Annotated in this window: 25 protein-coding genes; 21 read left to right on the plus strand and 4 right to left on the minus strand. The window is 55.2% G+C overall.

The genetic code is table 11. The features are described 5' to 3' along the window. The first annotated feature begins 1 nt into the window (after position 1). The 4 genes from WA429_RS01960 (at position 2) to WA429_RS01975 (ending at position 4,891) form a co-directional block, all read left to right on the plus strand. Entirely contained in the window at positions 2-1,609 is a 1,608-nt protein-coding gene (locus tag WA429_RS01960; RefSeq protein WP_228195137.1) for an ABC transporter ATP-binding protein, read from the plus strand. Next, positions 1,596-2,675: an ABC transporter permease gene (locus tag WA429_RS01965; RefSeq protein WP_101245267.1), complete on the plus strand. Its 1,080-nt coding sequence runs from the start codon at positions 1,596-1,598 to the stop codon at positions 2,673-2,675. Before WA429_RS01960 ends, WA429_RS01965 begins: the two co-directional genes overlap by 14 nt. Then, on the plus strand, positions 2,675-3,595 hold the full coding sequence (locus WA429_RS01970) for an ABC transporter permease (RefSeq protein WP_101245268.1): 921 nt from the start codon (positions 2,675-2,677) through the stop codon (positions 3,593-3,595). Before WA429_RS01965 ends, WA429_RS01970 begins: the two co-directional genes overlap by 1 nt. Positions 3,596-3,829: 234 nt before the next feature. Beyond that, entirely contained in the window at positions 3,830-4,891 is a 1,062-nt protein-coding gene (locus WA429_RS01975; RefSeq protein ID WP_101245851.1) for a BMP family ABC transporter substrate-binding protein, read from the plus strand. Positions 4,892-4,970: 79 nt separating this feature from the next. On the opposite strand, the gene WA429_RS01980 is transcribed toward WA429_RS01975, so the two are convergent. Next, positions 4,971-5,333, minus strand: a complete 363-nt coding sequence (locus WA429_RS01980; protein ID WP_114112754.1) for a hypothetical protein — start codon at positions 5,331-5,333, stop codon at positions 4,971-4,973. A 113-nt stretch (positions 5,334-5,446) separates the two neighbouring features. Between WA429_RS01980 and WA429_RS01985 the strand changes: the two genes are divergently transcribed. Continuing rightward, entirely contained in the window at positions 5,447-6,619 is a 1,173-nt protein-coding gene (locus WA429_RS01985) for a helix-turn-helix transcriptional regulator (protein WP_287464410.1), read from the plus strand. A 109-nt stretch (positions 6,620-6,728) separates the two neighbouring features. On the opposite strand, the gene WA429_RS01990 is transcribed toward WA429_RS01985, so the two are convergent. Further along, on the minus strand, positions 6,729-7,340 hold the full coding sequence (locus WA429_RS01990) for a hypothetical protein (RefSeq protein ID WP_287464409.1): 612 nt from the start codon (positions 7,338-7,340) through the stop codon (positions 6,729-6,731). Between the two features lie 365 nt (positions 7,341-7,705). Here WA429_RS01990 and WA429_RS01995 point away from each other — a divergent pair, with 365 nt between their 5' ends. The 3 genes from WA429_RS01995 (at position 7,706) to WA429_RS02005 (ending at position 10,569) form a co-directional block, all read left to right on the plus strand. Then, entirely contained in the window at positions 7,706-8,239 is a 534-nt protein-coding gene (locus tag WA429_RS01995; RefSeq protein WP_287464408.1) for a PAS domain-containing protein, read from the plus strand. 45 nt (positions 8,240-8,284) lie between these two features. Continuing rightward, positions 8,285-9,454 (plus strand): methyl-accepting chemotaxis protein, encoded by a 1,170-nt coding sequence (locus WA429_RS02000; RefSeq protein WP_101245273.1) that lies wholly within the window; start codon positions 8,285-8,287, stop codon positions 9,452-9,454. A gap of 77 nt (positions 9,455-9,531) precedes the next feature. Continuing rightward, a complete protein-coding gene (locus WA429_RS02005) occupies positions 9,532-10,569 on the plus strand; it encodes a histone deacetylase family protein (protein ID WP_228194675.1) in 1,038 nt (345 codons plus the stop codon). Positions 10,570-10,610: 41 nt separating this feature from the next. Here the strand turns inward: WA429_RS02005 and WA429_RS02010 are convergent, their stop codons facing one another. Together WA429_RS02010 and WA429_RS02015 are read right to left on the minus strand one after the other, a co-directional pair. Beyond that, positions 10,611-11,186: a hypothetical protein gene (locus WA429_RS02010; protein WP_287464407.1), complete on the minus strand. Its 576-nt coding sequence runs from the start codon at positions 11,184-11,186 to the stop codon at positions 10,611-10,613. 114 nt (positions 11,187-11,300) lie between these two features. Continuing rightward, a complete protein-coding gene (locus tag WA429_RS02015) occupies positions 11,301-12,215 on the minus strand; it encodes a LysR family transcriptional regulator (protein ID WP_101245275.1) in 915 nt (304 codons plus the stop codon). 304 nt (positions 12,216-12,519) lie between these two features. Here WA429_RS02015 and WA429_RS02020 point away from each other — a divergent pair, with 304 nt between their 5' ends. The 13 genes from WA429_RS02020 to ureG all read left to right on the plus strand — a co-directional run bounded on the left by WA429_RS02020 (position 12,520) and on the right by ureG (position 25,385). After that, positions 12,520-13,716 (plus strand): urate hydroxylase PuuD, encoded by a 1,197-nt coding sequence (locus WA429_RS02020; RefSeq protein ID WP_114112759.1) that lies wholly within the window; start codon positions 12,520-12,522, stop codon positions 13,714-13,716. Between the two features lie 462 nt (positions 13,717-14,178). After that, positions 14,179-15,453, plus strand: a complete 1,275-nt coding sequence (gene urtA / locus WA429_RS02025; protein WP_206926685.1) for an urea ABC transporter substrate-binding protein — start codon at positions 14,179-14,181, stop codon at positions 15,451-15,453. Positions 15,454-15,657: 204 nt separating this feature from the next. After that, positions 15,658-17,283: an urea ABC transporter permease subunit UrtB gene (gene urtB / locus WA429_RS02030; protein ID WP_443082674.1), complete on the plus strand. Its 1,626-nt coding sequence runs from the start codon at positions 15,658-15,660 to the stop codon at positions 17,281-17,283. 3 nt (positions 17,284-17,286) lie between these two features. Further along, positions 17,287-18,474: an urea ABC transporter permease subunit UrtC gene (gene urtC, locus WA429_RS02035; RefSeq protein WP_114112762.1), complete on the plus strand. Its 1,188-nt coding sequence runs from the start codon at positions 17,287-17,289 to the stop codon at positions 18,472-18,474. After that, positions 18,471-19,271 (plus strand): urea ABC transporter ATP-binding protein UrtD, encoded by an 801-nt coding sequence (urtD, locus tag WA429_RS02040; protein ID WP_443082672.1) that lies wholly within the window; start codon positions 18,471-18,473, stop codon positions 19,269-19,271. Before urtC ends, urtD begins: the two co-directional genes overlap by 4 nt. Positions 19,272-19,285: 14 nt before the next feature. After that, positions 19,286-19,981 (plus strand): urea ABC transporter ATP-binding subunit UrtE, encoded by a 696-nt coding sequence (gene urtE / locus WA429_RS02045; RefSeq protein ID WP_101245279.1) that lies wholly within the window; start codon positions 19,286-19,288, stop codon positions 19,979-19,981. A gap of 186 nt (positions 19,982-20,167) precedes the next feature. Then, positions 20,168-21,100: an urease accessory protein UreD gene (locus tag WA429_RS02050; protein ID WP_287464405.1), complete on the plus strand. Its 933-nt coding sequence runs from the start codon at positions 20,168-20,170 to the stop codon at positions 21,098-21,100. 27 nt (positions 21,101-21,127) lie between these two features. Beyond that, a complete protein-coding gene (locus WA429_RS02055) occupies positions 21,128-21,430 on the plus strand; it encodes an urease subunit gamma (protein ID WP_101245281.1) in 303 nt (100 codons plus the stop codon). Positions 21,431-21,442: 12 nt separating this feature from the next. Further along, positions 21,443-21,748: an urease subunit beta gene (locus tag WA429_RS02060; RefSeq protein ID WP_287464404.1), complete on the plus strand. Its 306-nt coding sequence runs from the start codon at positions 21,443-21,445 to the stop codon at positions 21,746-21,748. Positions 21,749-21,763: 15 nt separating this feature from the next. Next, complete coding sequence (ureC, locus tag WA429_RS02065; protein WP_287464403.1) at positions 21,764-23,476, plus strand: urease subunit alpha; 1,713 nt, start codon at positions 21,764-21,766, stop codon at positions 23,474-23,476. Positions 23,477-23,489: 13 nt separating this feature from the next. Beyond that, a complete protein-coding gene (locus WA429_RS02070) occupies positions 23,490-24,068 on the plus strand; it encodes an urease accessory protein UreE (RefSeq protein ID WP_287464402.1) in 579 nt (192 codons plus the stop codon). Further along, positions 24,058-24,768, plus strand: coding sequence for an urease accessory protein UreF (locus tag WA429_RS02075; protein WP_287464401.1), 711 nt, complete (start codon positions 24,058-24,060; stop codon positions 24,766-24,768). The genes WA429_RS02070 and WA429_RS02075 overlap by 11 nt, the downstream gene beginning before the upstream one ends. Beyond that, complete coding sequence (gene ureG / locus WA429_RS02080; protein ID WP_101245285.1) at positions 24,765-25,385, plus strand: urease accessory protein UreG; 621 nt, start codon at positions 24,765-24,767, stop codon at positions 25,383-25,385. Before WA429_RS02075 ends, ureG begins: the two co-directional genes overlap by 4 nt. Positions 25,386-25,536 lie beyond the last annotated feature (151 nt).

A 25,536-nucleotide genomic window follows, 5' to 3' on the forward strand; every position in this document is an offset into this window, starting at 1 on the left:
AATGACCGGTGATGCCGGGGCAGAAGCAATGAAGGGGAATGCACCTGCGCAGTTGGAAGTGCGCGGCGTGACCAAGGCCTTTCCGGGCTGTCTGGCCAATGACGATATCAGTTTCCGTATCGAGCCTGGCGAAATCCATGCGCTGCTCGGGGAAAACGGCGCAGGCAAAAGTACGCTTGTGAAGATCATTTATGGTGTGCTTCAGGCCGATCAGGGCGACCTGATCTGGGAAGGCAAACCGGTAACCATCCATAGCCCGCATGACGCGCGCGAAATGGGTGTTGGTCTGGTGTTCCAGCATTTCTCGCTGTTTGAAACCATGACGGTTCTGGAAAATATCGCGCTTGCCATGAATGATGTGCGCGATATGGCCGTCCTGCGCCAGAAAGTGATCGAAGTCGAAAAGACCTATGGCCTGCCGCTTGATCCGGATCGTCATGTCTATACGCTTTCGGTTGGCGAACGTCAGCGCATCGAGATCGTGCGGTGCCTGTTGCAGAACCCCAAGCTGCTTATTCTTGATGAGCCGACCTCGGTCCTGACACCACAAGAAGTCGAAAAGCTGTTTGAGACGCTCCGTCGTCTTGCCGATGAAGGCTGTGCGATCCTTTATATCAGCCACAAGCTACACGAGGTCAAAGCGCTGTGTCAGCGCGCGACCGTCCTGCGCGGCGGCAAGGTGGTTGGCGGCTGTGACCCGCGCGAGGAAACCGCAAAATCCATGGCCGAAATGATGATCGGCCAGAAACTGACCGCGCCGGATCGGGGCAAACAGCGTGAATTTGGCGATGTGCGCCTTGACGTTACCGACCTGTCGCTGATCAGTGACGAGCAGTTTGGCACCCACCTTAAGAACATCAATCTCAAGGTCCGCGGTGGCGAGATCATGGGCGTGGCCGGGGTTGCCGGGAACGGTCAGAACGAACTGTTCCAGGCGCTTGCCGGCGAAACCGAGCATGAAGCTGCCCCCGACAGCATCAAGATCGATGGCAAATCGGTGGCCCATTTCGGCCCGCGTCGCCGTCGTCGTCTTGGGGCGGCCTTTGTACCCGAAGAACGCAACGGACATGGTGCTGTGCCCGATATGAGCCTGTCGGAAAACGGGTTCCTGACGGCGTTTCGACGCATGGCGCTCGCCGCGCGCGGTTTGATCCGCGAAGTCCCGACAAGGTCCTTTGCCGATAACATCATCAAGACATTTGATGTGCGCACGACCGGGGCGGGGGCAGAGGCCGGATCGCTTTCGGGCGGCAACCTTCAGAAATTCATCGTCGGGCGTGAGATCCTTCAGGATCCGGGTGTTCTGGTGATTTCGCAGCCGACCTGGGGTGTGGATGCCGGTGCCGCCAGTGCCATTCATCAGGCCCTGCTTGATCTGGCGGCCAAGGGCACGGCGGTTCTGGTGATTTCACAGGATTTGGACGAGATTTTTGCCATTTGTGATTCGGTTGTGGTGATGTCGGAAGGCAAAATGTCCAAACCGCGTCCGATGGCCGATGTCAGTATTGAAGAGATCGGTTTGTTGATGGGGGGCCTTCATGATCTTGAAGGCAACGCGACCCCGGCGAACGACATGGAAGAAACAGGAGGTCGCGTTGGTCAGGCTTGAACCCCGTCGCCAGCATTCCCAGGCGATGGTTTATCTGTCGCCGGTTCTGGCAATTTTCATGACGCTGGTGGTTGGCGGGATCATCTTTGCCTTTATGGGCAAGAACCCGTTTGATGCGCTTTATACCTTCTTCATTCTGCCGATCAATAACAGCTATGGCATTTCCGAGCTGTTTGTGAAGGCCACCCCGCTTGTCATCATTGCGGTCGGTCTTGCCATGGGGTTCCGGGCCAATGTCTGGAATATCGGGGCCGAAGGCCAGCTGACCATGGGGGCAATTTTCGGCGGTGGTTTGGCGCTTTATTTCCATGACAGCGAAAGCGCGCTTTTGCTGCCAGCTATGTTTGTGCTGGGCGCGATTGGCGGGGCGTTCTGGGCATCGATCCCGGCCTTGCTGCGCACCAAATTCAATGCCAATGAAATTCTGACCAGTTTGATGCTGACCTATGTGGCAACACTGTTCTTAAGCTTCCTGGTGCATGGTCCGTGGCGTAACCCCGAAGGGTTCAACTTCCCGGAATCGCGTCCGTTCCCGGATGCCGGGTTGCTGCCGATCATTTATGACGGCACGCGTGTGCACCTTGGCACGGCCATTGCGGTCTTTGTGGTGATTGCCGGTTGGTTGTTGCTGTCAAAATCCGTGATCGGTTTCCAGTTGCGCGTTGTCGGCAAGGCCCCGCAGGCCGCCCGCCATGTCGGTTTCCGTCAGAAACGCATGGTGTGGTTCACCTTGCTTCTGGGCGGGGCGCTTGCCGGTCTTGCCGGTCTGTTCGAAGTATCGGGTCCGATCGGCCAGTTGCAGCCGCAAATATCGCCCGGTTACGGCTTTACCGCGATTATTGTGGCCTTCCTTGGGCGGTTGCATCCGGTCGGCATTTTGTTTGGCGGTCTGATCATGGCGCTGACCTATCTGGGAGGTGAGCTTGCCCAGATCACGCTTGGTCTGCCCAATGCGGTGACGGGACTGTTTCAGGGGATCTTGCTGTTCTTCCTGCTGGCCTGTGACGTTCTGACCAAATATCGCATTCGTTTCGGTTCAATCGCGGCCAAAGGGAGAACCGCATAATGGAATGGCTTGTACCCTTTATCCTGACCGTGATTACCGCATCGACGCCGCTTTTGCTGGCGGCATCGGGCGAGCTGGTGACCGAGAAGTCCGGGGTTCTGAACCTTGGTGTTGAAGGCATGATGCTGGTCGGTGCGATTGCCGGTTTTGCGGTGACCGCATCAAGTGGATCGGCCATTCTTGGCATTCTGGCCGCGGTTGTGGCAGGCGTTCTGATGTCGCTGATCTTTGCGTTTCTGACCCTGAGCCTGATGGCCAATCAGGTGGCGACAGGCTTGGCGCTGACCATTTTCGGGATCGGGTTTTCGGCCCTTGTCGGTTCGAAGTTTGTCGGCTTTGCGATTGATCCGCTGCCGGCCCTTTCGATCCCGGGCATCAGTGCCATTCCGGTAATTGGTCCGATTCTGTTCGGGCAGGATTTCCTGGTTTATCTTTCGATTGCCGTTGTGATCGGGGTTGGCTGGTTCCTGGCAAAATCGCGGGCGGGTCTTGTGCTTAAGGCAGTTGGGGATTCGCATCACTCGGCGCATGCCATCGGCTATTCCGTGATCAAGATCCGCTATCTTGCCACCATGTTTGGCGGGGCGATGGCCGGTCTTGGCGGGGCGTATCTTTCACTGTCCTATACGCCGATGTGGGCGGAAAACATGACTGCTGGTCGTGGCTGGATTGCACTGGCGCTGGTGGTGTTTGCGACCTGGCGTCCTGGCCGTTTGCTGGCAGGGGCATATATGTTCGGCCTGATTTCGGTCATGCAGCTTCATGCCCAAGGGGCCGGTATTCATGTGCCCAGCCAGTTCATGTCGATGCTGCCATATCTGGCGACCGTGATTGTGCTGGTGATTATTTCCAGCGACCGTGCGAAAATCAGACTGAATGCGCCTGCCTGTATTGGTCAGGCGTTCCGACCGGCCCAATAAGGGCCGGTCTGCTTGCTGGACCGGAACGCGTCAAATGACGTTCCGGCCTGTCGGGAGGAAAAGCTCATACCGGACCAAAACTCACACAAGCTGATCGGGGGATTTGGCGAAAAGTGTGATCGGTTTGACTGAGTCTTGGTTTCGGTGTGAACGTGTCATTGATTGCTTAGTGGATTGTGTTTAAATCCTGATCTGCTGATTAACAGGGAGACCTAACGAATGAATGCAAGTTTCATGAAGCGCACGATTGCCGCTGTTGCAGCCGTTGGTGCGCTTGCAACCGGCATGGGTGCAGCCCAGGCTGAAGACGTCAAAGTCGGTTTTGTCTATGTTGGTCCGATTGGTGACCATGGCTGGTCCTATCGCCATGACATCGGTCGTCAGGCCATCGAAGCCGAACTCGGTGCAGAGACCAGCTATGTCGAAAGCGTTCCGGAAGGTGCGGACGCCGAACGTGTGATCCGTCAGATGGCCCAGACCGGCCACAACCTGATCTTCACCACCTCGTTCGGTTACATGAACCCGACCGAAAAAGTTGCCAAGCAGTTCCCGAACGTGAAGTTCGAACATGCGACCGGCTACAAGCGCGCCGACAACCTGTCGACCTATGCCGCACGTTTCTATGAAGGCCGTTATGTTGCTGGTGTGATCGCCGGTAAAATGACCAAGTCGAACATCGTTGGTTATGTCGGCTCCTTCCCGATTCCGGAAGTTGTTCGTGGCATCAACTCCTTCATGATGGGTGCATGGTCGGTCAACCCGGACGTCAAAGTGAAAATCGTCTGGGCAAACACCTGGTATGATCCGGGCAAGGAAGGCGATGCTGCCAAGGCGCTGATTGACCAGGGTGCAGACATCATGGTTCAGCACACCGACAGCCCGGCACCGCTTCAGGTTGCTGAAAACCGCGGCGTTCTTGGTTTCGGTCAGGCTTCTGACATGATCAAGTTTGCACCGAAGGCACAGCTGACCGCGATTGTTGATAACTGGGACAGCTACTATGTCGCACGCGCCAAAGCCGTTGCTGATGGCACCTGGGAGTCGATGGACACCTGGGGCGGTATCAATACCGGCATGGTCGAACTGGCACCCTACACCAACATGCCTGACGATGTGAAAGCACTGGCAGAAGAAACTGCTGCCAAAATCGCATCGGGCGAATTCCACCCGTTCACCGGCCCGATCTATGACCAGGCTGGCGAGCTGCGTGTGAAAGAAGGCGAAGTTGCTGATGACGGCATGCTGCTTGGCATGGACTGGTACATCAAGGGCATCGATGCCGAACTGCCGAAATAAGTCTGATTTCCAATCCATGCGGATTGGCTAAATGACGAAGCCCCGTGCATTGATTTGCGCGGGGCTTTTTTTATCGGGTCTATGGTTTGGTGCGCGCGGGACGTGCCGGTGTGTCATCGGACTTTTCATAAGCGACCATTTCGGTGTGCGGATGCATCAGCGCATAGAGTGCCGCGCGCAATCCCCGAAGCTTGACCTTGTGTTCGCGCGCCTTGCCCGCCCAGCGTTCGCGAAACAGGTCCATGTCATCACGGCGCGAAAAATAGATCACCATATCGACAAACGGTGCCGATTGGTCCGAGCGCGGCAGTTCGATGTTGCGAATTCCCATCGTCCACATGTCACTGCGCACATTCAGATCAAGCCAGTCCAGCACCGCCTGGGCAGAATGTTTTTCGTGTATCACCACGCGATATGGAAAATTTCGCAGGTCTTTCGTCATCTTGTTTTCCCTTGCGGGCCCGCGCCCGATGATCTGGGTGGTTCAGTACTTCTTGATATATAGTGTTTTTCCGTGTTTGACTAAAAAGATAGTTGAATATGGATAATGGCTTTATGTGGTCTGCGAAAGAACTGGACGAATATAACAAGTTCATTCCGCAATTGTACGAGGCAGCAATTTCGCCTGAACTGTGGTGTGAGAGGCTGGATTGTCTTGCCGGGATGTTGCAGACGCAAAATGCCATCATCATGCATATCGAAAACATTCGCCCCGAAATTTCCGAATATTCATTTCATGCCAACAGCTGGGTACCGGGCGAAGCAATTGCCGAATATCTCAGCCTTGGTCTGAACCAGAATGACGGGTCAGCCTATTTCCATCAGCAGGACCTGTATGATTTTTCCGTCGGTGACGAAGTCCGCCACAGCAATGGCGACACGACACCGTCACGGTTTTATCCGTGGCTTGAAAAAACCACCGGCTGTAATCAGGCGGCGGGGATGTGTGTGTCCAAGGATGCGGCGGGTTACGATATCCTGACGGTCCATTACCGCGATGACGGGCTGTTCGAGCCGACCGCGGCATCGGACAAATTGCGGTTTATCGGTCCCCATCTGACCAAGGTTCTGGAAATGAACCGGCCGGTTCATCTGTTGCGTCACCGGTATGGGGCGTTTCTTGATGTGCTTGACCGGTTGCGGATCGGGGTTGCGATCCTTAATGCCAATGGTGAAATCGTCATCATCAACGAAGAATTTACCCGCATTCTTGACAGCAAGGATGCATTGACCGTCGGGGCGGGACAAAAATTGACCGCCCGTGATGGTCAGGATGCCCGGCGTCTGTCCCAGGCAGTGCAAAAGCTTGGCCGTATGGCGTTTATTGAAAAGTCATCGGAAAACCTGCGTCTGAACAGCCGGATCAATGAAAGCAGTGCCTATCTGCTTGATCTTGCGCCGTTGCGCGAAAAGCACGGAACTTTTGGCGGGCAGTTTACCGGGGTGCTGGCAACGGTCGTCGATCCGTTCTGGTACACCGATATCAATACCGACCTTTTGAACCGGCATTTTGCCCTGACCCGGACCGAAACCGACGTTTTTGACGCGGTGTTGCGCGGGCTTAGCAACAGCGAAATCGCCGATCATCTGGGCAAGGGGCCGGAAACCGTCAAATCCCAGCTTGCCAGTGTCTATCGCAAGACCGGGGTCAAGGATCGTCTGGAACTGGTGCGTCTGGCCGTTCAAATGATCATCCCGCTTCGCGAAGACCAGATCATTTCAGGGTAACCGGCCTTGATGTCAGACGGGTGGGGGTCTGATTTCCGGTCAAACCGGAAACCAGACCCGAATGGCGCCCATTTGCAGACAAGGCCCCATTAACATTTCATTGCGTCGATCAGCCGGCCTTTTGACCAAGATCGATTTCGCGCTGGTCAACAAGACCGCGCTTTTTGTGCACCTTGGTGTATTTGACCGGCCATTTGTGGCTTTGCGAATAGAACCAGGTCCGGGTGTTCGAGCCGTCCTTGCAGACAACCTCATAGGTCGGAATGGTGCCGGTGCCGATGGTGACCATCGCGGTGCCGATCACGCTGCAATCGCGCTTAAAGGACCAGGAATCCGCCCCGTCAGTGCCTTCGCCGGCATAAGAGACGGTGTTTCCGACCTTAAGTGGCCAGATTTCACCGGTCTGCGTCAAGGTCTGTGTCCCGGTCGACCCATCGCAATTTTCCCATTTGACGTCCGGCGACAGGAAACCTTCGCCCTCATAGCTGCAACCAGCGCCCGGGCCTTCGGTTACCTCAAAGCTGTAAACACCATCCCCCTTGGCGGTGACGGTCGCAATTTCATGGTCGCCATTGCGGTAATAGGCATAGCTGTCACCGACGGCCAGTTCCGGCTTGGGAAGCGACAGCAGATTGACATTGGTGTTGCGGACGACATTGTCCGTGGTCTGGCATGCTGCCAAACCGGCAAGCAGCGCGCATGAAACGACGAGCTTCTTCATCTGGTTCTCCTGATATGCTGAACCCGGCAGTCATTGATGAAAGTTTGTAGGGGCCGGGATGCTTGTCAGGGGATTGAAGGTCAATTTCAGGGGCCGCGCATCCCCCGGTCGGGGGATCAGTCGAACCACCCGATGGCCAGATTGGAAATATTGCAAATTTTACAAATATTTCGCCCCGAAATGAGGGGGTAAAATGGTCAATGCGATTAGAAGAATTCTAAAAATTATCATTGTAAATCAGCTATGAAGCATATGAAAAATTTACATTTTTCCTTCGCGGAACTATGGTTACGTGATAATCGAAATGTCAAACTTGCCTGCATGTCATAATTGTAGGGCTGGATCAGAAAAGACGGGGTATCAAGGTGAGCGAAAAGCGTCCGGGCGTTCAGCCATCCGGCAAGGAACGCCATTTCAAGCCAGAAGAGCTGATTGTTAGCAAGACCGACCTTAAGGGTCATATTACCTATGCTAACGAAGTGTTTTTGCGTTTGTCGGATTACACCGAGAAGGAAGTTCTTGGTAAACCGCATTCCCTGGTCCGTCATCCGGACATGCCGCGCTGTGTTTTCAAGCTGCTGTGGGATCAGATCAGTTCGGGCAAGGAGATCTTTGCCTATGTGCTGAACATGGGAAAGAAGGGCGACCATTACTGGGTTTATGCCCATGTGACGCCGACCTTTGACGCCCAGCACAAGGTGATCGGATATCATTCGAACCGGCGTGTCGCAGATCCCGAAATTCTGAAAACCAAGATCATTCCGCTTTATGCGGAGCTTCGTAAAATCGAAGAAAGTACAAGCAACCGGAAGGACGGCATGAATGCCGCATCCGATGCGCTTGCCAAAAAATTGTCAGATGCCGGCATGGCATATGACCAGTTCATCCAAAGTCTCTAGGGTCAGGACCCAGGGTACTCCCAAATCGAAGGTTCGAGGTTCGCAATGGCGATATTTGGTGGTTCGAAAACAGGAATCAAAAAGGCGCTGGACGTGGTTCTGGCTGCGGCAGAAGGTGATTACGAAGCCCGTATCACCAATGTCGACAGTCATCCCGACATGCGCGACCTGTTTATTGCGATCAACCGTCTGATCGATCGGAATGACGCGTTCTTGCGCGAAAGTGCGGCATCGATGGGGGCGGTTTCAGAAAACCGTTATTATCGCCGTATCGTCGAAACCGGGCTGGTCGGGGAATATCTGTCTTCGGCCAAGCGCATCAACGCGGCGACAGCTGCGATCGAACAGAAACTGTCGGGCTTTGCCGAAATTCTTGATGAATTCAAAAGCGGATCGTTCGAAGCGGTTGATGATATTGCCCATGCGGCATCGGCACTGGCCGAAGCATCGGGCGAAGCCAACACCATCGCCCATGAAACCAGTTCCCGCTCGACCAATGTGGCTGCTGCTGCGCGGCAGACCGCAAGCAACGTGACCGAAGTTTCCGCGGCCTCCGAAGAACTCAGCCAGTCGATCCGCGAAGTTTCCGAACAGGCGCGTGAGTCGGTTCAGATTGCCAATCGCGCCAACGGCCTTGCCCAGGAAACTGACGGTCGCATTGGCGAACTTGAAGCCGCAGCCGGCGAAATTGTCGAAGTTGTCAGCTTCATCCGTGATATCGCCGCCCAGACCAACCTTCTGGCGCTGAATGCGACCATCGAGGCTGCGCGTGCTGGCGAAGCAGGCAAAGGCTTTGCCGTGGTTGCCAACGAGGTCAAGGGCCTTGCCAACCAGACCAGCAAGGCAACCGAAAGCATCGAGGAAAAGGTTCAGGACATCCAGAATGCGATCGGACAGTCGGTTGCAGCAATCCGCGAGATTGCCGGTGTGATTGATGATCTTGCCGCGCGGTCCGATACGATTTCGGGCAATGTTGAAACGCAGGCCAATCTGTCATCGAACATCACGCGCAATGTCGAACAGGCATCAAGCGGCGCACAGGAAGTGACCGATAACATCACGGTTGTTTCCGACATGGCCGGACGTACCGGTGAGGCCGCAGATACCACACGTGAAATGGCAGACCGTCTGGCAGAGCAGTCTGAAAATCTGCGCAAGCATCTGGGCGGGTTCCTCGATACCATCGAAAAGCTGCTTTATACCGCCAAGAAATAGCCGCTTTCACCGTGCAACACATAGACAGGGTGTCAGTGTGACACCCTGTTGTTATCTTGAAACAAGGAAACGGGGCGATGCGCGTCTTTTTCAATTCCCGCCACGATGCCCATGACGGTGCAGGCGAAATGCATCATGGACGCATGGTGCCCTGTTTTGAAAATGCCCGGCGCATTCCGATCATTCGTGATGCGGTGGCCCATGCGGTCAAGGCGCAGCTGGTTGATCCGGCCGATCACGGAATGGACCCGATCCGCGCCATTCACGATCCCGACTATCTCGATTTCATCGAAAATGCCTGGGCCGAGTGGACCAGGGCCGGCAAGACCGGCGATGCCTTTCCCTATGTCTGGCCGACGGCCGGTTTTTCGGGTGGCAATCCAAAGCATATCAGTGCGCGTCTGGGGCAGTTCGCCATTTCAAGCGATACCCCGATTACGCAAGGCACCTGGAAAGCGGCCTATTGGGGCGCGCAGACCGTAACATCAGCCGCCGATGCGACCTGGAATGATGGCGAGGCATCCTTTGCCCTGACCCGTCCGCCGGGGCATCATGCCCATGGCAACCGTTATGGCGGATATTGCTTTCTGAACAATTCGGCGATCGCCGCCCAGCAGATGATCACCAAGGGTGCGAAAAAGGTCGCGATCCTGGATATCGATTACCATCATGGCAACGGCACGCAGGATATTTTCTATGAGCGTGGTGATGTTCTTACCATCTCGATCCATGCGGATCCTACCCATCAGTTCCCGTTCTTTATGGGCTATGCCAACGAAACCGGACGCAATGACGGGGCTGGTGCCAACCTGAATATCCCGCTTGCCGGGGGAAGCGATTTCGGGGCCTGGGGACAGGGCTTTGCCAAGGCGATGCAAAAGCTAGTCACCTGGCAACCCGATGCGCTGGTGATCGCGCTTGGCGTTGACGCGCATGAGGCCGAACCGATCTGTGATTTCAAACTCCAGACCGATGATTTCAACCGGATCGGTCAGATGATCGGGCGGTTGGGCCTTAAGACCGTGTTTGTCATGGAAGGCGGCTATGCCCATGATGTGATCGGGTTGAATGTCGCCGCAGTACTTTCGGGATATCTGGATCAGGCGAAGCGCTGAGATTAATTTCCTGACAGTTGTGTGAGTAGGAAATGATGTATTCAATTGTCTCTGGTCAGCTTGTTATATAGCTCTTTATCCGCTCCGGTATTGAGTCTGTGCTCAGTTGTAGAGCCATCTTCGTTTTTGAATTTATACATAAAATCAATATGGTAGCTCTTTGTGCTGCTTAGGATTTTTATCCAATCCGCCCATAAAACGAGGAATAGTACTTTTTTTGAGGTATGATCTGAGTTGATAAAAAAGCCGACTATTTGGTCCCCAGCTTCTTGTTGCTCGCTAGCTTCAGTAGAATTAAAGTAGAACGTAAATATTTTTGAATGAACTAGTTGGTTGCAGAGAAAACCTACCTTTTGGGTCTCCATATATGACCTTTTTTCAGATAGGTCATAATGCTTATCGATATCGTGAAGACTCAAGTCACCGATTATTTCGCGCGGTTGGTAGCATCGTAGGTTAATTTCTTTGTCTGCAAACGAAGCAGCAATCTTCTTGCATTCTATGAGCTTTCTCAAAACAAAAGCCGCATAGAACGTATCTCGTTCCAAATTACACAGATACTCCTCCTCTTGAGCCTCTGTAAGAGAGGTGAGCGTGGGGTATTCATGTGTGCTCACGTAGTCCCTTAAGCTCTCAAAGTATGGGTAGGACTCATAAATCATTAGTTGTCTCCGTGCAGTCGGTGAAATCGCTTCAACGAACTTCTGTACTGAAGATAGCGCTAATGCAGCTTAACGTTCCCAGGGTGGGGTGCCGCCAAATTCGGATACCAGAAAATCGACAAAGGCCCGTACACGGGTCGGAAGGTAGCGGTTTTCGGGATATAGCGTATAGACCGCATGTGACGGTGGTTGGTAGTCGGGCAATACGACCTTGAGTTTGCCATCACGGATATATTCGCCGACTTCCCAGTTCGATTTCAGTGAAATGCCATGCCCGTCAAGACACCAGCGGGTCAGCACTTCGCCATTATCTGAATCCATTGATCCCGATACGGCCAGTGTGACCGGTGCATCATCACTGTTGGGGCCGGTCAGGGTCCATTGATATTGCCGCGATCCCGGAAAACGCAGCAGCAGACAATTGTGGTTCATCAGGTCGGCGGGTATTTGCGGCGTGCCGTGCTTTGCCAGATAATCGGGGCTTGCGACCAGCATGCGCTTGTTGGCGGCAAGTTTGCGGACGATCAGGGAGCTTTCCTTAAGCTCGGCAATGCGGATGGCAAGATCGACCTTGTCCTGCAACAGATCGAGAAGCCGGTCGGACAGGTGCAGCCGGATCTGCACATCCGGGTTCATTTCAACGAATTTCGGAATGATCGGGGCGATATATTTATTGCCAAACGCCACCGGGCAGGTCAGCGTTACCGGACCGCGTGTGGTGTTTTTCTGATTGGCGATGGCGTTTTCGGCTTCCTGCATTTCGCTGAGGATACGCAGGCAATGACGGTAATAAACATCGCCTTCGGTCGTCAGGTTGACCCGGCGCGTGGTGCGATTGAGAAGCCGCACACCAAGACGTTCTTCTAGGCGCGCAATCCGGTTCGAGACGACGGCTGCGGAATGACGCAACTCGCGACCGGCAGCAGACAGGTTTCCCAGTTCGGCAACACGGACAAAAATCTGGATGTCCTCAAAATCGGACATGACGCGGGAGGCTCCTGATATGACGTTGTTTTGGCGTTTATTATCGTTTGATATTCTATTCTAGGGTCGAAACCCATGGCCGCACTGTGCCATTTTAAAGAATAGTTTGAAAGTCATTTCGATTACGCTCGATCCCTTAATAATAGAGGCGACCGCATGCCTATGTTAGGAGAATGTAAGAGATTATTTTGAATGATTCCGGATTGTATGGGGAAATTGCAGCCGGAATCATAACTGTCAGAGGGGCGGCCCGGGCGCGGATCTTGATCATCCGCAGGCGGGCGAGACGGAGGTTTCAGACACCGTGGATATTCTGTTTCAGGACTGGATCAATCTGATCCTGCGCTGGGCGCATCTGATTACGGGCATCGCCTGGATCGGGTCTTCGTTCTATTTCGTGTGGCTGGATCTGAGTTTGCGCAAACGTCCGGGCATGGATGAAGGCGTCTATGGCGAAGCCTGGATGGTCCATGGTGGCGGGTTCTATCACGTCAATAAATGGATGGTCGCACCAAGTTCGATGCCGCCGGAACTGCACTGGTTCAAATATGAAGCCTATTTCACCTGGCTGACCGGTTTTGCGCTTTTGGTGACCATGTATTACTGGAGTGCTGAGAGCTATCTGATTGATCCGGGCGTTCTGGCCCTGACCAAGATGGATGCGATCCTGATCGGGCTTGGCAGCCTGTTTGCCGGTTGGGTGATCTATGACATCATCTGCAAAAGTTCGATCGGCAAGCGTACCGATACGCTGGCGATTGCGCTGTTTATCCTGATCATGGTGGCGAGCTATCTGTTCACCCATGTCTTTAGCGGGCGTGGCGCGTTTATTCATGTCGGTGCGATGATCGGTACGATCATGGCAGCCAACGTGTTTCGCATCATCATCCCGAACCAGAAAAAGGTTGTCGCCAGCCTGATGGCCGGTGAAAAGCCCGATCCCAAACTTGGGCTTCAGGCCAAGCAGCGTTCAACGCACAATAACTATCTGACGCTGCCGGTGTTGCTGATGATGATCAGCAATCATTATTCGATGCTGTTTTCCCATGATCAGTCGTGGCTGATCGTTGGTCTGATCCTGATCATCGGTGGTCTGGTGCGCCATTTCTTCAATACCCGCAATGCCGGTGGGACGGGCAAGGCAATTGTCTGGCAACTGCCCGCCGCCGGTGTCGGCATGGCGATTTTGGCGATGTTTGCATCCTATGACCCCAATGCGGTCAAGCTGGCAGACGAGGATATCATCACGGCCGATCATGCCCTGGCGATTGTGCAGACCCGTTGCAGCACCTGTCATTCCGCCAATCCGCGCGATGAAGGCTTTGACGAGGCCCCGGCAGGGGTAATGTTTGATGATCTGGCCCAGATCGAAGCCAATGCCCAGCGTATTCTGGCGCAAGCCGTAATCGGGCGGGCCATGCCGCTTGGCAATATCACCGAAATGACCGATGAGGAACGTGCCCAGCTTGGCCAGTGGATCCGTGCGGGCATGCCGGAATAGGCCGGGGTCCCACCCGTTTGTTGATCAGCAGAAAGGCGATCGCGTTTGGTGGTCGCCTTTTTTGTGTTTTTGGGCAGGTGGATCGAGGGGCTAGCCCCCTGAAATGACGCCCCACCGGGGACCGGCGGGGCGGGAAGCTGCCCGCAAGGTGGTAGATTGTGGTGCAACAACCGCAATGAAGGCGAGGTCAGATCGTGGTCTGACCCGAAACTTCCACCCTTCAAATAAGCGGCGAAGAATGTGGCGTCAATGTGATTAAAAAGTAATCATTTTTTAATCTGTGATTGAAAAATAACCATCAAAAATGCGGATGGCGCAAATATTATCCTTAAATCGGGTGTAAAATAGTCGCATATTGCGTGGGAATCCCTCGATTCTTGATTTTATTCTACCGCCAAAAGAATCTGGCACGGTTTTAGCAAGTATCACTGCGGTGCAATAAACTCGCAGTGGAGGCTATAAATGAATAAGAAGCTTCAGGCGCTTGTCGGCGCTGGGGCCCTGGCATGGTCGGCAATGGCCATGTCAGCCGCACAGGCAGCAGATACCATCAAGGTCGGTGTGCTGCACTCTCTTTCGGGTACGATGGCGATTTCTGAAACCACGCTCAAGGACACCGTCCTGATGCTGGTGGATGATCTGAACAAGAATGGCGGTTTGCTTGGCAAACAGGTCGAAGCTGTGGTCGTTGACCCGGCATCGGACTGGCCGCTTTTCGCCGAAAAAGCACGTGAACTGATCGAAAAAGATCAGGTTTCGGTCGTTTTCGGTTGCTGGACCTCGGTTTCGCGCAAATCGGTTCTGCCGGTATTTGAAGAACTCAACAGCATGCTGTTCTATCCGGTTCAGTATGAAGGCGAGGAAAGCTCGCGCAATGTGTTCTATACCGGTGCCGCGCCGAACCAGCAGGCCATTCCGGCTGTTGATTACCTGATGAGCGAAGATGGCGGTTCTGCAGAACGTATCGTTCTTCTGGGGACGGACTATGTCTATCCGCGTACCACCAATAAAATCCTGCGTTCCTACCTGAACGGCAAGGGGATCTCCGATGAAGACATCATGGAGAACTACACCCCGTTCGGTCATTCCGACTGGCAGTCGATTGTTGCGGATGTGAAGGCATTTGCATCGGCCGGCAAGAAAACCGCCGTTGTTTCGACCATCAATGGTGACGCGAACGTTCCGTTCTACAAGGAACTGGCAAATCAGGGCATCAAGGCCGAAGACATTCCGGTTGTTGCATTCTCGGTCGGTGAAGAAGAGCTGGCCGGTATCGATACCGCGCCGCTGGTTGGTCATCTGGCTGCCTGGAACTATTTCCAGTCGGTTGAGTCTGATGCCAATACTGCCTTCATCGAAAAGTGGCATGCCTTCATCGGTGATGAAAGCCGCGTGACCAACGACCCGATGGAAGCAACCTATATCGGCTTTAACATGTGGAAACAGGCTGTCGAGCAGGCTGGCACCACCGATGTCGATGCGGTTCGCCAGGCAATGTATGGCCAGAAAGTTGCCAACCTGACCGGTGGCACGGCTGTCATGAACACCAACCACCACCTGTCCAAGCCGGTTCTGATTGGTGAAGTCCAGGATGATGGCCAGTTCGACATTGTTTGGGAAACCGAAGGCACCGTCGTTGGCGATGCATGGTCGGACTTCCTGCCCGAAAGCGCAAAGCTGACCGCCGACTGGACCTATCCGTGGGTCTGCGGCAACTGTGAAAAACCGATGTACTAATTGGTTTTGGGACGGGCCGGTCGTGAACGCGCGACCGGCCCGTTCTGTGTCGGGGCGGGATCAGATCCCGGATCCTGATGATTTCTTTTCTTGATTTTCCAATTTGAATTCAAAGGTTTGGTGATCATGCGCAATGACATTTTATCAGTGCTGCGCCGTTCTCCGTTTTCAATGTGCAAGATGCATGAAATTGCCACCCGTGTGATGGGGGTGCTAGGATTTGTTGTGGTGTTGGCGGCTTTTGTTCCCGATACCGCACAGGCCTTTAGCGACGAAGAACTTCGTAATATTGCCGAACAGCTTGACGATAAAAGTGCGACCAAAAAGGTTGCGGTGATCGAAGAAATGGCGGCCGATGGTGATCCGCGTGTGGCGCCGATCTTGAAAGCGATGCTTGATGGTGATCTTTATGTGCGTGACAGCGACGAGCATGTCGTGATCGCCACCAAAAAGGGCAAGGTTTACACCCATATCGACATTGTCAGCGGCGAAGTGGCCGGTGAAAGTAGTTCCAAGGAGCTGTCGAAGATCAAGATCAATAACCGTTTGCGCGGGGCGCTGCGTGATGCGTTGGCGACACTGAACCTGTTCAGTCCGGACTTGGCCGTGCGCAGTGCGGCGGTCGAACAGATCATGGATGCCCGTGATCCGGCGATGTTGCCATTGCTGTTGCGGGCAATTGATCGCGAAGAGAACGAAACCCTTTTGGCCCGCATGCAACTGGCCGAAGCAACCATGGCGCTGGCGGCTGGTGAAACCACCGATGAACGTCTGGCCGCTATTGCCGTTCTGGCCAGTGAGACCACCCCGCAAATTCGCGCGGTGCTGTCGCAATTTGTTTCCAGTGCCGAGGCCGAAGGATACCAGCCCGAAGTCGTCGCCGCCGCCAAAGACGCGCTTGCCTCGGTCGAACGGCGCCTGTCGACATGGCAGACGGTTGGTGATGTGTATCGCGGTATCAGCCTGGGCTCGGTCCTGTTGCTGGCGGCTGTCGGTCTTGCCATCACATTCGGTGTGATGGGGGTTATCAATATGGCGCATGGCGAGATGATCATGATTGGTGCCTATACCACCTTTGTGGTGCAGCAGGCGCTGGCGCCGTTTTTGTCATCGGGATCGGCTTGGTCACTTGCCATTTCTGTTCCGGCGGCATTTCTTGTGGCCGGGGCGGTCGGGGTGGTCATTGAACGGTGCGTGATCCGGTTCCTTTATGGCCGTCCGCTTGAAACCCTGCTGGCGACATGGGGGGTAAGCCTTGTTCTTCAGCAGGCCATCCGGTCGATTTTCGGTGCAACCAACCAGCAGGTTACCGCACCCGATTTCATGAGTGGCGCGATTGAATTTTCGACCGGTCTTGTCCTGACCTATAACCGTCTTTGGATCATCCTGTTCAGCGTGATTGTGGTGGCCGGGATTGCCGCGGTTCTGCGTTACACGGCCTTTGGGCTTCAGATGCGCGCGGTAACGCAAAACCGCCGCATGGCCGGATCGGTTGGCATTCGCACCGGTTACGTCGATGCGCTGACATTCGGACTTGGTTCGGGGATTGCCGGGATTGCCGGCGTGGCACTGAGCCAGATTTCAAACGTCAGCCCGAACCTTGGTCAGACCTATATCATCGACAGTTTCATGGTGGTGGTGTTTGGAGGGGTCGGAAACCTGTGGGGGACGGTTCTGGGCGCCTTCAGCCTTGGCATCGTCAACAAGTTCCTTGAGCCGATGGCAGGGGCGGTTCTGGCCAAGATCTTTGTCCTGATCGCGCTGATCCTGTTTATCCAGAAGCGACCCAAGGGCCTGTTTGCCCTTAAAGGTCGCGCGGTGGAGGCCTGATCCATGACCGATTATCGTCAAAAATACAAAATGACGCCGGTTGTTGGCTGGCTCCTTAATGACCGGGGCGGGATGACGCTTCTGGCGATCCTGATTGCGGCGGCGATTCTGGTGCCTGTTGGCAATCTGCTGGTTCCTGAAAGTTCGGCCTTTCATGTGCCGACCTGGATGGTCAGCCTTCTGGGCAAGTATCTTTGCTATGCGCTTTTGGCGTTAAGTGTCGATCTGATCTGGGGCTTTTGTGGCATTTTGTCGCTGGGGCATGGCGCGTTCTTTGCGCTGGGCGGCTATGCCATGGGCATGTATCTGATGCGCCAGATCGGCGATCGCGGGGTTTATGGCGATCCGATCCTGCCGGATTTCATGGTGTTCCTGAACTGGAAGGAACTGCCATGGTACTGGTACGGCTTTGACATGTTCTGGTTTGCCATTGTCATGGCAATGTTTGTGCCGGGGCTTCTGGCCTTTGTGTTCGGATTCCTGGCGTTCCGGTCGCGTGTGACGGGTGTTTATCTTTCGATCATTACGCAGGCCATGACCTATGCGCTGTTGCTTGCCTTCTTCCGCAACGATATGGGCTTTGGCGGCAATAACGGCCTGACGGATTTCAAGGATTTGCTGGGCTTCTCGTTGCAATCCGATGGCACGCGTGCTGGGTTGTTTGTGGCATCCTGTGTGTTCCTAGGCCTGTGTTATATCGTGGCGCGCGGCATTACCCAGTCACGTCTAGGCAAGGTTCTGATTGCCATTCGTGATGCCGAAAGCCGTGTGCGTTTCACCGGCTACCGGGTGGAATATTACAAGCTGTTTGTCTTTACCGTTTCTGCCGTCATGGCGGGGATTGCCGGGGCGCTTTATGTGCCGCAGGTCGGCATCATCAATCCGGGCGAATTTGCCCCGGCGCTTTCGATTGAAATCGTCATCTGGGTTGCGGTCGGTGGGCGTGGCACCCTTTATGGGGCGGTGCTTGGCGCGTTTATTGTCAACTATGCCAAGACCTTCTTTACCGGGGTGATGCCGGATTTCTGGCTGTTCTTCCTGGGTGGTCTGTTCATTGCCGTGACTCTGTTCCTGCCAAAAGGGGTGATTGGTGCGGTTCCGGCATTTGGTGCGGCAGATCGCCAGTCATTGTTCACGACATGGCGCAAACGTATTGCCGAACGCCGCGCAAATGAAGGAGGCAAGGCATGAGCGAAGCTGCTGTCATGGAAAAAAGTGCCTCGATGGAGCCGCAGGTCAAATCGGCGCGGGCGGAAACCATTTTGTATGTTGACGGGGTTTCGGTGACCTTTGACGGGTTCCGGGCACTGAATAATCTGTCCTTTTATGTCGAGCCGGGCGAACTTCGCGCCATCATTGGTCCGAACGGCGCGGGCAAGACCACGATGATGGATATCATCACCGGCAAGACGCGTCCTGATACCGGCGATGTCTTGTTCAAAAGCGAAATCGACCTGACCAAAATGGACGAGGCCGAAATTGCCAATCTTGGCATCGGGCGCAAATTCCAGAAGCCGACCGTGTTTGAAAGCCACACGGTTTTTGACAACCTGCTTCTGGCCTGTTCGGGCGGGCGCGGGGTGTTTCAGGCACTGTTCCATCGCCTGAGCGATGTCGAAAAGATCAGGATCGAAAAGACCCTGATCACCATCATGCTTGAGGACAAGCGCGATGAAATGGCCGCGAATCTTTCACATGGTCAGAAGCAGTGGCTCGAAATCGGGATGCTGTTGATGCAGGAGCCCGAACTTCTTCTGGTCGATGAACCGGTTGCCGGGATGACCGATTCCGAAACCGAGGAAACGGCAAAGCTTTTGCGGTCGATTGCCAAGGATCGTTCGGTCGTCGTGGTCGAACATGACATGGAATTTGTCCGTGACCTTGATTGCAAGGTGACGGTTCTGCACGAAGGATCGGTTCTGGCCGAAGGCCGACTTGATCATGTGCAAAAAGACCCGCGGGTCATTGAAGTCTATCTGGGCCGCTAGGGAGGTGCTGGAACATGCTTGATGTCAGCAATATTGATCTGTTTTACGGCGCGTCCCATGCCTTGCGCAAAGTGTCGCTGAATGCCCAGACCGGCAAGGTAACCGCGGTTTTGGGGCGGAACGGGGTTGGTAAAACATCCCTGATGCGCGCCGTTGTCGGCCAACATCCGATAACCGAGGGCAACATCAAATGGGAAGGCAAGGATATCTCGCGCGATCCGTCCTGGCGTCGGTCGGCCAACGGGATTGCCATTGTGCCGCAGGGGCGCGAGATTTTCCCGCTTCTGACCGTGAAGGAAAATCTGGAAACCGGATTTGCCGCCCTTCCGCGTGCCTTGCGTCATATCCCTGATGAAATATTCGAACTGTTCCCGGTTTTACGCGACATGCTGGGTCGTCGTGGTGGCGACCTTTCGGGCGGGCAGCAGCAACAGCTTGCCATCGGGCGTGCGCTTGTGACCCGTCCAAGGTTGCTGGTGCTTGATGAACCGACCGAAGGTATTCAGCCATCAATCATCAAGGATATTCAGCGCGTCATCAAACAGTTGGCCGATCGTGGCGACATGGCGATCTTGCTGGTCGAGCAATATTTCGAATTTGCCCATGAACTGGCCGACGAGATTGTCGTGCTGGAACGTGGCGAGGTCGTTTTGTCCGGAGCGAAGGAAACGCTCGATCGGGAAAAAGTGCGCGCCTATCTGACTGTTTGATCAGCATTTGCCAAAAAATTGCGCAACTTTCGCGTGATTGATCAGACCATTGCCCGCCCGATCCCCGCCAAAACCGGGGGCTGGCGGGGATCGGGCGGTTGGCCCGCATCTTGCTGTTACGGCCCTTGGAATTGCCGGAAAACGGTATCAGGTTCATCAAACGAACCGCAATGATCAGGTGGCTTTGTGCAGCTTAGCAAACTCGAAACCCCGATATCTGCGTCCCCGAATGCAGATACAGCAACGAACGGAACGCCCGCGCGCATCATTACCGATGGCCGTGCTGAGGTAACGTTCCGTCAGGGTTCCGGTCCGGCCCATCAGGGCGGGCATGCGGCACTTGATCATCTTTATTACCGTGATCCGATGAAAATCCTGTTCCCGCGCCCGGTGGCCGGGGATTTGACGACGGCGGTTCTGGTGACAACGTCGGGCGGGATGGTTGGCGGTGACAAGCTTGCCTTTGCCGGCAAGGTCGAGGCGGGTGCATCCGCCCTTTTCACTGCCCAAGCCGCCGAGAAAATTTATCGATCTGTCGGGCCCGATTGTGAAATGTCGGTTGATCTGACGGTTGAAGATGGCGGTTGGCTTGAATGGTTGCCCCATGAATCGATCCTGTTTGATCAGGCACGGTTAAAGCGCAAAACCACGATTGCAGCGGCCGGATCAGGCCGGGTTCTTGCCGGTGAGATGATGGTGTTTGGGCGCCTTGCGCGCGGCGAAGTGTTTAAAACCGGACTGGCGCGCGACGCATGGGATGTGTCGATTGACGGACGTCCGGTGTGGCGGGATGCGCTGCATCTTGAAGGCGATGTGTTGCGTATTCTTGATCACGCGGCGGCCTTTGACGGGGCACGCGCCAATGCCACGGCCATTCTGGTCGGGCACGGGGTCGAAGATCACCTTGATGATGCGCGCGATTGCCTTGAACAGGCATCAGCGGGGCTTGCCAAGGATGATGTCCTGTGCGGGGCGACTGCGATGAAGGGCATTGTGATTGCGCGTTTCATGGCGCGTGAACCGATGAAATTGCGCCGGGTATACGGTGCTTGGTGGAAACAGTTCCGCCACAAGACACGGGGGCTTCCCGAACGTTTGCCGCGTTTGTGGGAGATTTAAAACGGTGGATCCAGGGAGTAGGCAGGCATGAATTTGACGCCACGCGAAAAGGACAAGCTGCTGGTTTCGGTTGCGGCCATGGTCGCACGCAATCGCCTTGAAAGGGGGGTAAAGCTTAATTACCCCGAAGCCATCGCAATCATCACGGATTATGTCGTCGAAGGGGCGCGTGATGGCAAATCTGTTGCGGCTTTGATGCGCGACGGGGCCACCGTGATTTCGCGCGATCAGGTGATGGATGGCATTGCCGAAATGATCCATGAAATCCAGGTCGAAGCAACGTTCCCGGACGGGACGAAGCTTGTGACCGTTCACGAACCGATCCGTTAAGGGGGTAAGCACATGATTCCAGGTGAAATCATTACCAAGGAAGGCACCCTTATTCTTAACGAGGGGCGCGAAACCAAAACCATCATGGTGGCCAATGCCGGGGATCGTCCGGTGCAGGTCGGATCGCATTATCATTTCTATGAAACCAATCCGGGGCTTGATTTCGACCGCGAAGCCGCCCGCGGTTTCCGCCTTGATATCCCGGCCGGGACCGCAGTTCGGTTCGAGCCGGGCCAGTCGCGCGAGGTCAATCTGGTGAAATATGCCGGGTCCGGCACGGTTTACGGCTTTAACGCCAAAATCAACGGCAAGCTCTAAGCAAGGGAACGAGACATGGCATATGAAATTGATCGTCCATCCTATGCGGCGATGTTTGGTCCGACCGTTGGCGACAAAGTCCGTCTGGCCGATACCGATCTGATCATCGAGGTCGAAAAGGATTTCACCACCCTTGGCGAAGAAGTCAAATTCGGCGGTGGCAAGGTTATCCGTGACGGCATGGGCCAGTCACAGGCAACCCGCGCCGAAGGTGCGGTTGATACCGTGATCACCAACGCGCTGATCCTTGATTATACCGGGATTGTCAAAGCCGATATCGGCATCACCGGGGGGCGCATTGCCGGGATCGGCAAAGCCGGAAACCCGGATGTTCAGCCCGGTGTTGATATCATCATCGGCCCGGGGACCGAGGTTATTGCCGGTGAAGGCAATATCATCACCGCGGGCGGGATTGATGCCCATATTCACTGGATTTGCCCGCAACAGGTTGAAGATGCGCTTTATTCCGGTGTGACCAGCATGCTGGGCGGTGGTACCGGCCCGGCGGCGGGTACGAACGCCACCACCTGTACGCCCGGTCCCTGGCATATTGCCCGCATGTTGCAGGCCGCCGACGGCATTCCGATGAATATCGGTTTCTTTGGCAAGGGCAATGCAACCCTTCCGGGGTCGCTGATCGAACAGATCAAGGCAGGCGCCTGTGGCCTTAAGCTTCATGAAGACTGGGGCACGACACCGGCCGCCATTGATACCTGCCTTTCGGTTGCCGATGATCTTGATATTCAGGTCATGATCCATACCGATACGCTGAATGAAAGCGGCTTTGTCGAACATACCCGCGCATCGTTCAAGGGGCGCACCATTCACACCTTCCATACCGAGGGTGCTGGTGGTGGCCATGCGCCAGATATCATCAAGCTGTGTGGCGAAGCCAACGTCCTGCCAAGCTCGACCAATCCGACCCGGCCATTCACGGTCAACACGATTGACGAGCATCTGGACATGTTGATGGTCTGCCATCACCTTGATCCGAAAATTCCCGAAGACGTCGCCTTTGCCGAAAGCCGCATTCGTCGCGAAACCATCGCCGCCGAAGATATCCTGCATGACCTTGGCGCGTTTTCGATCATTTCATCAGACAGTCAGGCCATGGGCCGTGTGGGTGAAGTCATCACCCGTACCTGGCAGACGGCAGACAAGATGAAGAAACAGCGCGGCGCACTGCCCGAAGATGCGGGCAAAGGGAATGATAACTTCCGCGCCAAGCGTTACGTCGCCAAATACACCATCAACCCGGCAATCGCGCAGGGCATTGCGTCCCATGTCGGGTCGATCGAGGTTGGCAAGATTGCCGATCTTGTAGTCTGGAAACCTATGTTCTTTGGCACGAAACCCGACATGGTGGTTAAGGCCGGGATGATCATTGCTGCGGCGATGGGCGATCCGAATGCCTCGATCCCGACGCCACAGCCGGTTCATTACCGTCCGATGTTTGGGGCCTATGGCAATGCGCTTGCGAAATCGAGTTTCTCGTTCGTATCGCAAGCCGGCATTGATGCCGGAATTGCTGCCGAGTTCGGGCTTTCAAAGGAATTGCTGGCCGTATCGAACACGCGCACTATCGGCAAAAAGGACATGAAGCTTAATGATGCGCTTCCGGTGATGGAAGTTGACCCGGAAACCTATCAGGTGACGGCGGATGGGGAACTTCTGACCTGTCAGCCGGTCGATGTTGTGCCGATGGCGCAACGTTACTTCCTGTTCTGATCGGATCAGTTTTATGCGTCATGCCATTGAACATATCCCGGTTGATCGCACCGATACATCCGAGGTTCGAGGAACGGTGACACTGGTCTTTTCCGACCGTCACCGTCGCCGCATTCGCCTGCATGATGATGCGGGGGATCCTTTCCTGCTTGATCTTCCGCATGCGGTGCGACTGGCCGACGGGGATCGGTTGCGCCTTGTTGATGGCGGGGTGATTGTGGTGCGCGCGGCCGAGGAACCGGTTCTGACCATTACTGCATCCGGCCCGATTGCCGCGGCCAAGCTGGCCTGGCATATCGGTAACCGTCATACCCCGGTCGAGGTCCTTAAAGACGGGCGGTTGCGGATCATTGATGATCATGTGATGCGCGATATGATTACCGGCCTTGGCGGGGTGGTCGAAAATGAAATCGCGCCCTTCAATCCGCTAAACGGGGCCTATCACGGTCTTGGCGGGGCGCATGGCCATAGCCACGGCAATGATCATTTCGATCATGAGGATCATGACCATTCCCATTCCCATTCCCCCCACAGCCACGGTGATCACAGCCATTCCCACGCCCATGCCGCAGGGAAACCGCATGACCACTGAAACCCTGACCCTTAACCCCGCGGGCCTGATGCGGCTAATGACCTGGCTGAGCCCGTCATTTCCGGTCGGAGCCTATACCTATTCCCATGGCGTGGAATATGCGGTGGAAGACGGACGGGTCAGCTCGGCTGAAAGCCTGATCAACTGGGTTGAAGGGGTACTGGAATTCGGGGCCGGGCGGATTGATGCTGTGCTGTTTTGTGCGGCATGGCGGGCGGCCTTGGCCGGGGATGAGGACGCGCTTTTTGACATCGGTATCGAAGCCGATTGCTGGCGCGGGACATCTGAAATGGCGCTGGAGGCAACCGCACAGGGACGTGCCTTTGTCTCGACGGTGGAAAAGGTCTGGGGGGACGGGATGCTGTCACGCTGGGCCAGCCGGATGCGCGGTGATGATCGGTTGCCATCCTATCCGGTGGCGGTCGGTATTGCGGCGGCCGAGGTCAAAGTGCCGCTCTGTGATGCTCTGACCGCCTATTTGCATGCCATGGCGGCAAACCTTGTTTCCAGTGCGGTGCGTCTGGTGCCGCTTGGTCAGACCGATGGTGTCCGGTCCCTGTCATCGCTTGATCACGCGGTATCCATCGCGGTCGATCACGCAATGGCGGCCGAACTTGCCGATCTCGGGGCATCTGCGCCGTTGATCGACTGGACATCGATGAAACACGAAACCCAATATACGAGGCTATTTAGATCATGAGCTCTCCCCTTCGTATCGGAATTGGTGGGCCGGTTGGCTCGGGCAAAACCGCACTTCTGGAGCGCCTGTGCAAGGCCATGCGCGACGAGTTCAATATCGCGGCCATCACCAATGATATCTATACCCGCGAAGATGCCGAATTCATGACCCGGTCGGGCGCATTGGCCCCGGATCGGATTGCCGGTGTTGAAACGGGCGGCTGTCCGCATACCGCCATTCGCGAAGATGCCTCGATCAATCTGGCGGCGGTCGAAGATATGGCTGCCAAACATGCCGGGCTTGAGGCGATCTTTATTGAATCGGGTGGTGATAACCTGTCGGCGACCTTCTCGCCGGAGCTTGCCGACATTACCATTTACGTCATCGACGTATCGGCCGGGGACAAGATCCCGCGCAAGGGCGGACCGGGCATTACACGATCGGATTTGCTGGTGATCAACAAGACCGATCTGGCACCGCTTGTTGGTGCCGATCTGGGCGTGATGGACCGCGATGCCAGGAAAATGCGCGGGGATCGTCCGTTCCTGTTTACCAATCTCAAGGCCATGGATGGTCTTGAAGACGTCAAGAATTTCATTATCGAGACAGGGGGGCTCCGCCAATCCGCAGCATCCTGATATGGGGATATAAGGAAAGCTCCACGGGCTTTGTCCGTTGCATTGTCAACGGCACTGACCCAAGGATGACGGGAGCACGCATCGCCCGGCCGGAAACGGTCGGGCGTTTGTGCATTCGGCGATCAAATCAAATACGCAACTTTTTAGTTGC

The sequence above is a fragment of the Thalassospira sp. CH_XMU1420-2 genome (assembly GCF_037029325.1).
Lineage (GTDB): Bacteria > Pseudomonadota > Alphaproteobacteria > Rhodospirillales > Thalassospiraceae > Thalassospira > Thalassospira povalilytica.

Coding starts and splice junctions, on each gene's coding strand:
- ureC (WP_287464403.1), top strand. CDS start 21,764: ATGGCATATGAAATTGATCGTCCATCCTATGCGGCGATGTTTGGTCCG.
- urtE (WP_101245279.1), top strand. CDS start 19,286: ATGCTTGATGTCAGCAATATTGATCTGTTTTACGGCGCGTCCCATGCC.
- WA429_RS01990 (WP_287464409.1), bottom strand. CDS start 7,340: ATGAAGAAGCTCGTCGTTTCATGCGCGCTGCTTGCCGGTTTGGCAGCA.
- WA429_RS02075 (WP_287464401.1), top strand. CDS start 24,058: ATGACCACTGAAACCCTGACCCTTAACCCCGCGGGCCTGATGCGGCTA.
- urtA (WP_206926685.1), top strand. CDS start 14,179: ATGAATAAGAAGCTTCAGGCGCTTGTCGGCGCTGGGGCCCTGGCATGG.
- urtB (WP_443082674.1), top strand. CDS start 15,658: ATGGGGGTGCTAGGATTTGTTGTGGTGTTGGCGGCTTTTGTTCCCGAT.
- WA429_RS02070 (WP_287464402.1), top strand. CDS start 23,490: ATGCGTCATGCCATTGAACATATCCCGGTTGATCGCACCGATACATCC.
- WA429_RS02055 (WP_101245281.1), top strand. CDS start 21,128: ATGAATTTGACGCCACGCGAAAAGGACAAGCTGCTGGTTTCGGTTGCG.
- WA429_RS01970 (WP_101245268.1), top strand. CDS start 2,675: ATGGAATGGCTTGTACCCTTTATCCTGACCGTGATTACCGCATCGACG.
- WA429_RS01980 (WP_114112754.1), bottom strand. CDS start 5,333: ATGACGAAAGACCTGCGAAATTTTCCATATCGCGTGGTGATACACGAA.
- urtD (WP_443082672.1), top strand. CDS start 18,471: ATGAGCGAAGCTGCTGTCATGGAAAAAAGTGCCTCGATGGAGCCGCAG.
- WA429_RS02005 (WP_228194675.1), top strand. CDS start 9,532: ATGCGCGTCTTTTTCAATTCCCGCCACGATGCCCATGACGGTGCAGGC.
- WA429_RS01985 (WP_287464410.1), top strand. CDS start 5,447: ATGTGGTCTGCGAAAGAACTGGACGAATATAACAAGTTCATTCCGCAA.
- WA429_RS02015 (WP_101245275.1), bottom strand. CDS start 12,215: ATGTCCGATTTTGAGGACATCCAGATTTTTGTCCGTGTTGCCGAACTG.
- WA429_RS01975 (WP_101245851.1), top strand. CDS start 3,830: ATGAAGCGCACGATTGCCGCTGTTGCAGCCGTTGGTGCGCTTGCAACC.
- urtC (WP_114112762.1), top strand. CDS start 17,287: ATGACCGATTATCGTCAAAAATACAAAATGACGCCGGTTGTTGGCTGG.
- WA429_RS01960 (WP_228195137.1), top strand. CDS start 2: ATGACCGGTGATGCCGGGGCAGAAGCAATGAAGGGGAATGCACCTGCG.
- WA429_RS02000 (WP_101245273.1), top strand. CDS start 8,285: ATGGCGATATTTGGTGGTTCGAAAACAGGAATCAAAAAGGCGCTGGAC.
- WA429_RS02060 (WP_287464404.1), top strand. CDS start 21,443: ATGATTCCAGGTGAAATCATTACCAAGGAAGGCACCCTTATTCTTAAC.
- ureG (WP_101245285.1), top strand. CDS start 24,765: ATGAGCTCTCCCCTTCGTATCGGAATTGGTGGGCCGGTTGGCTCGGGC.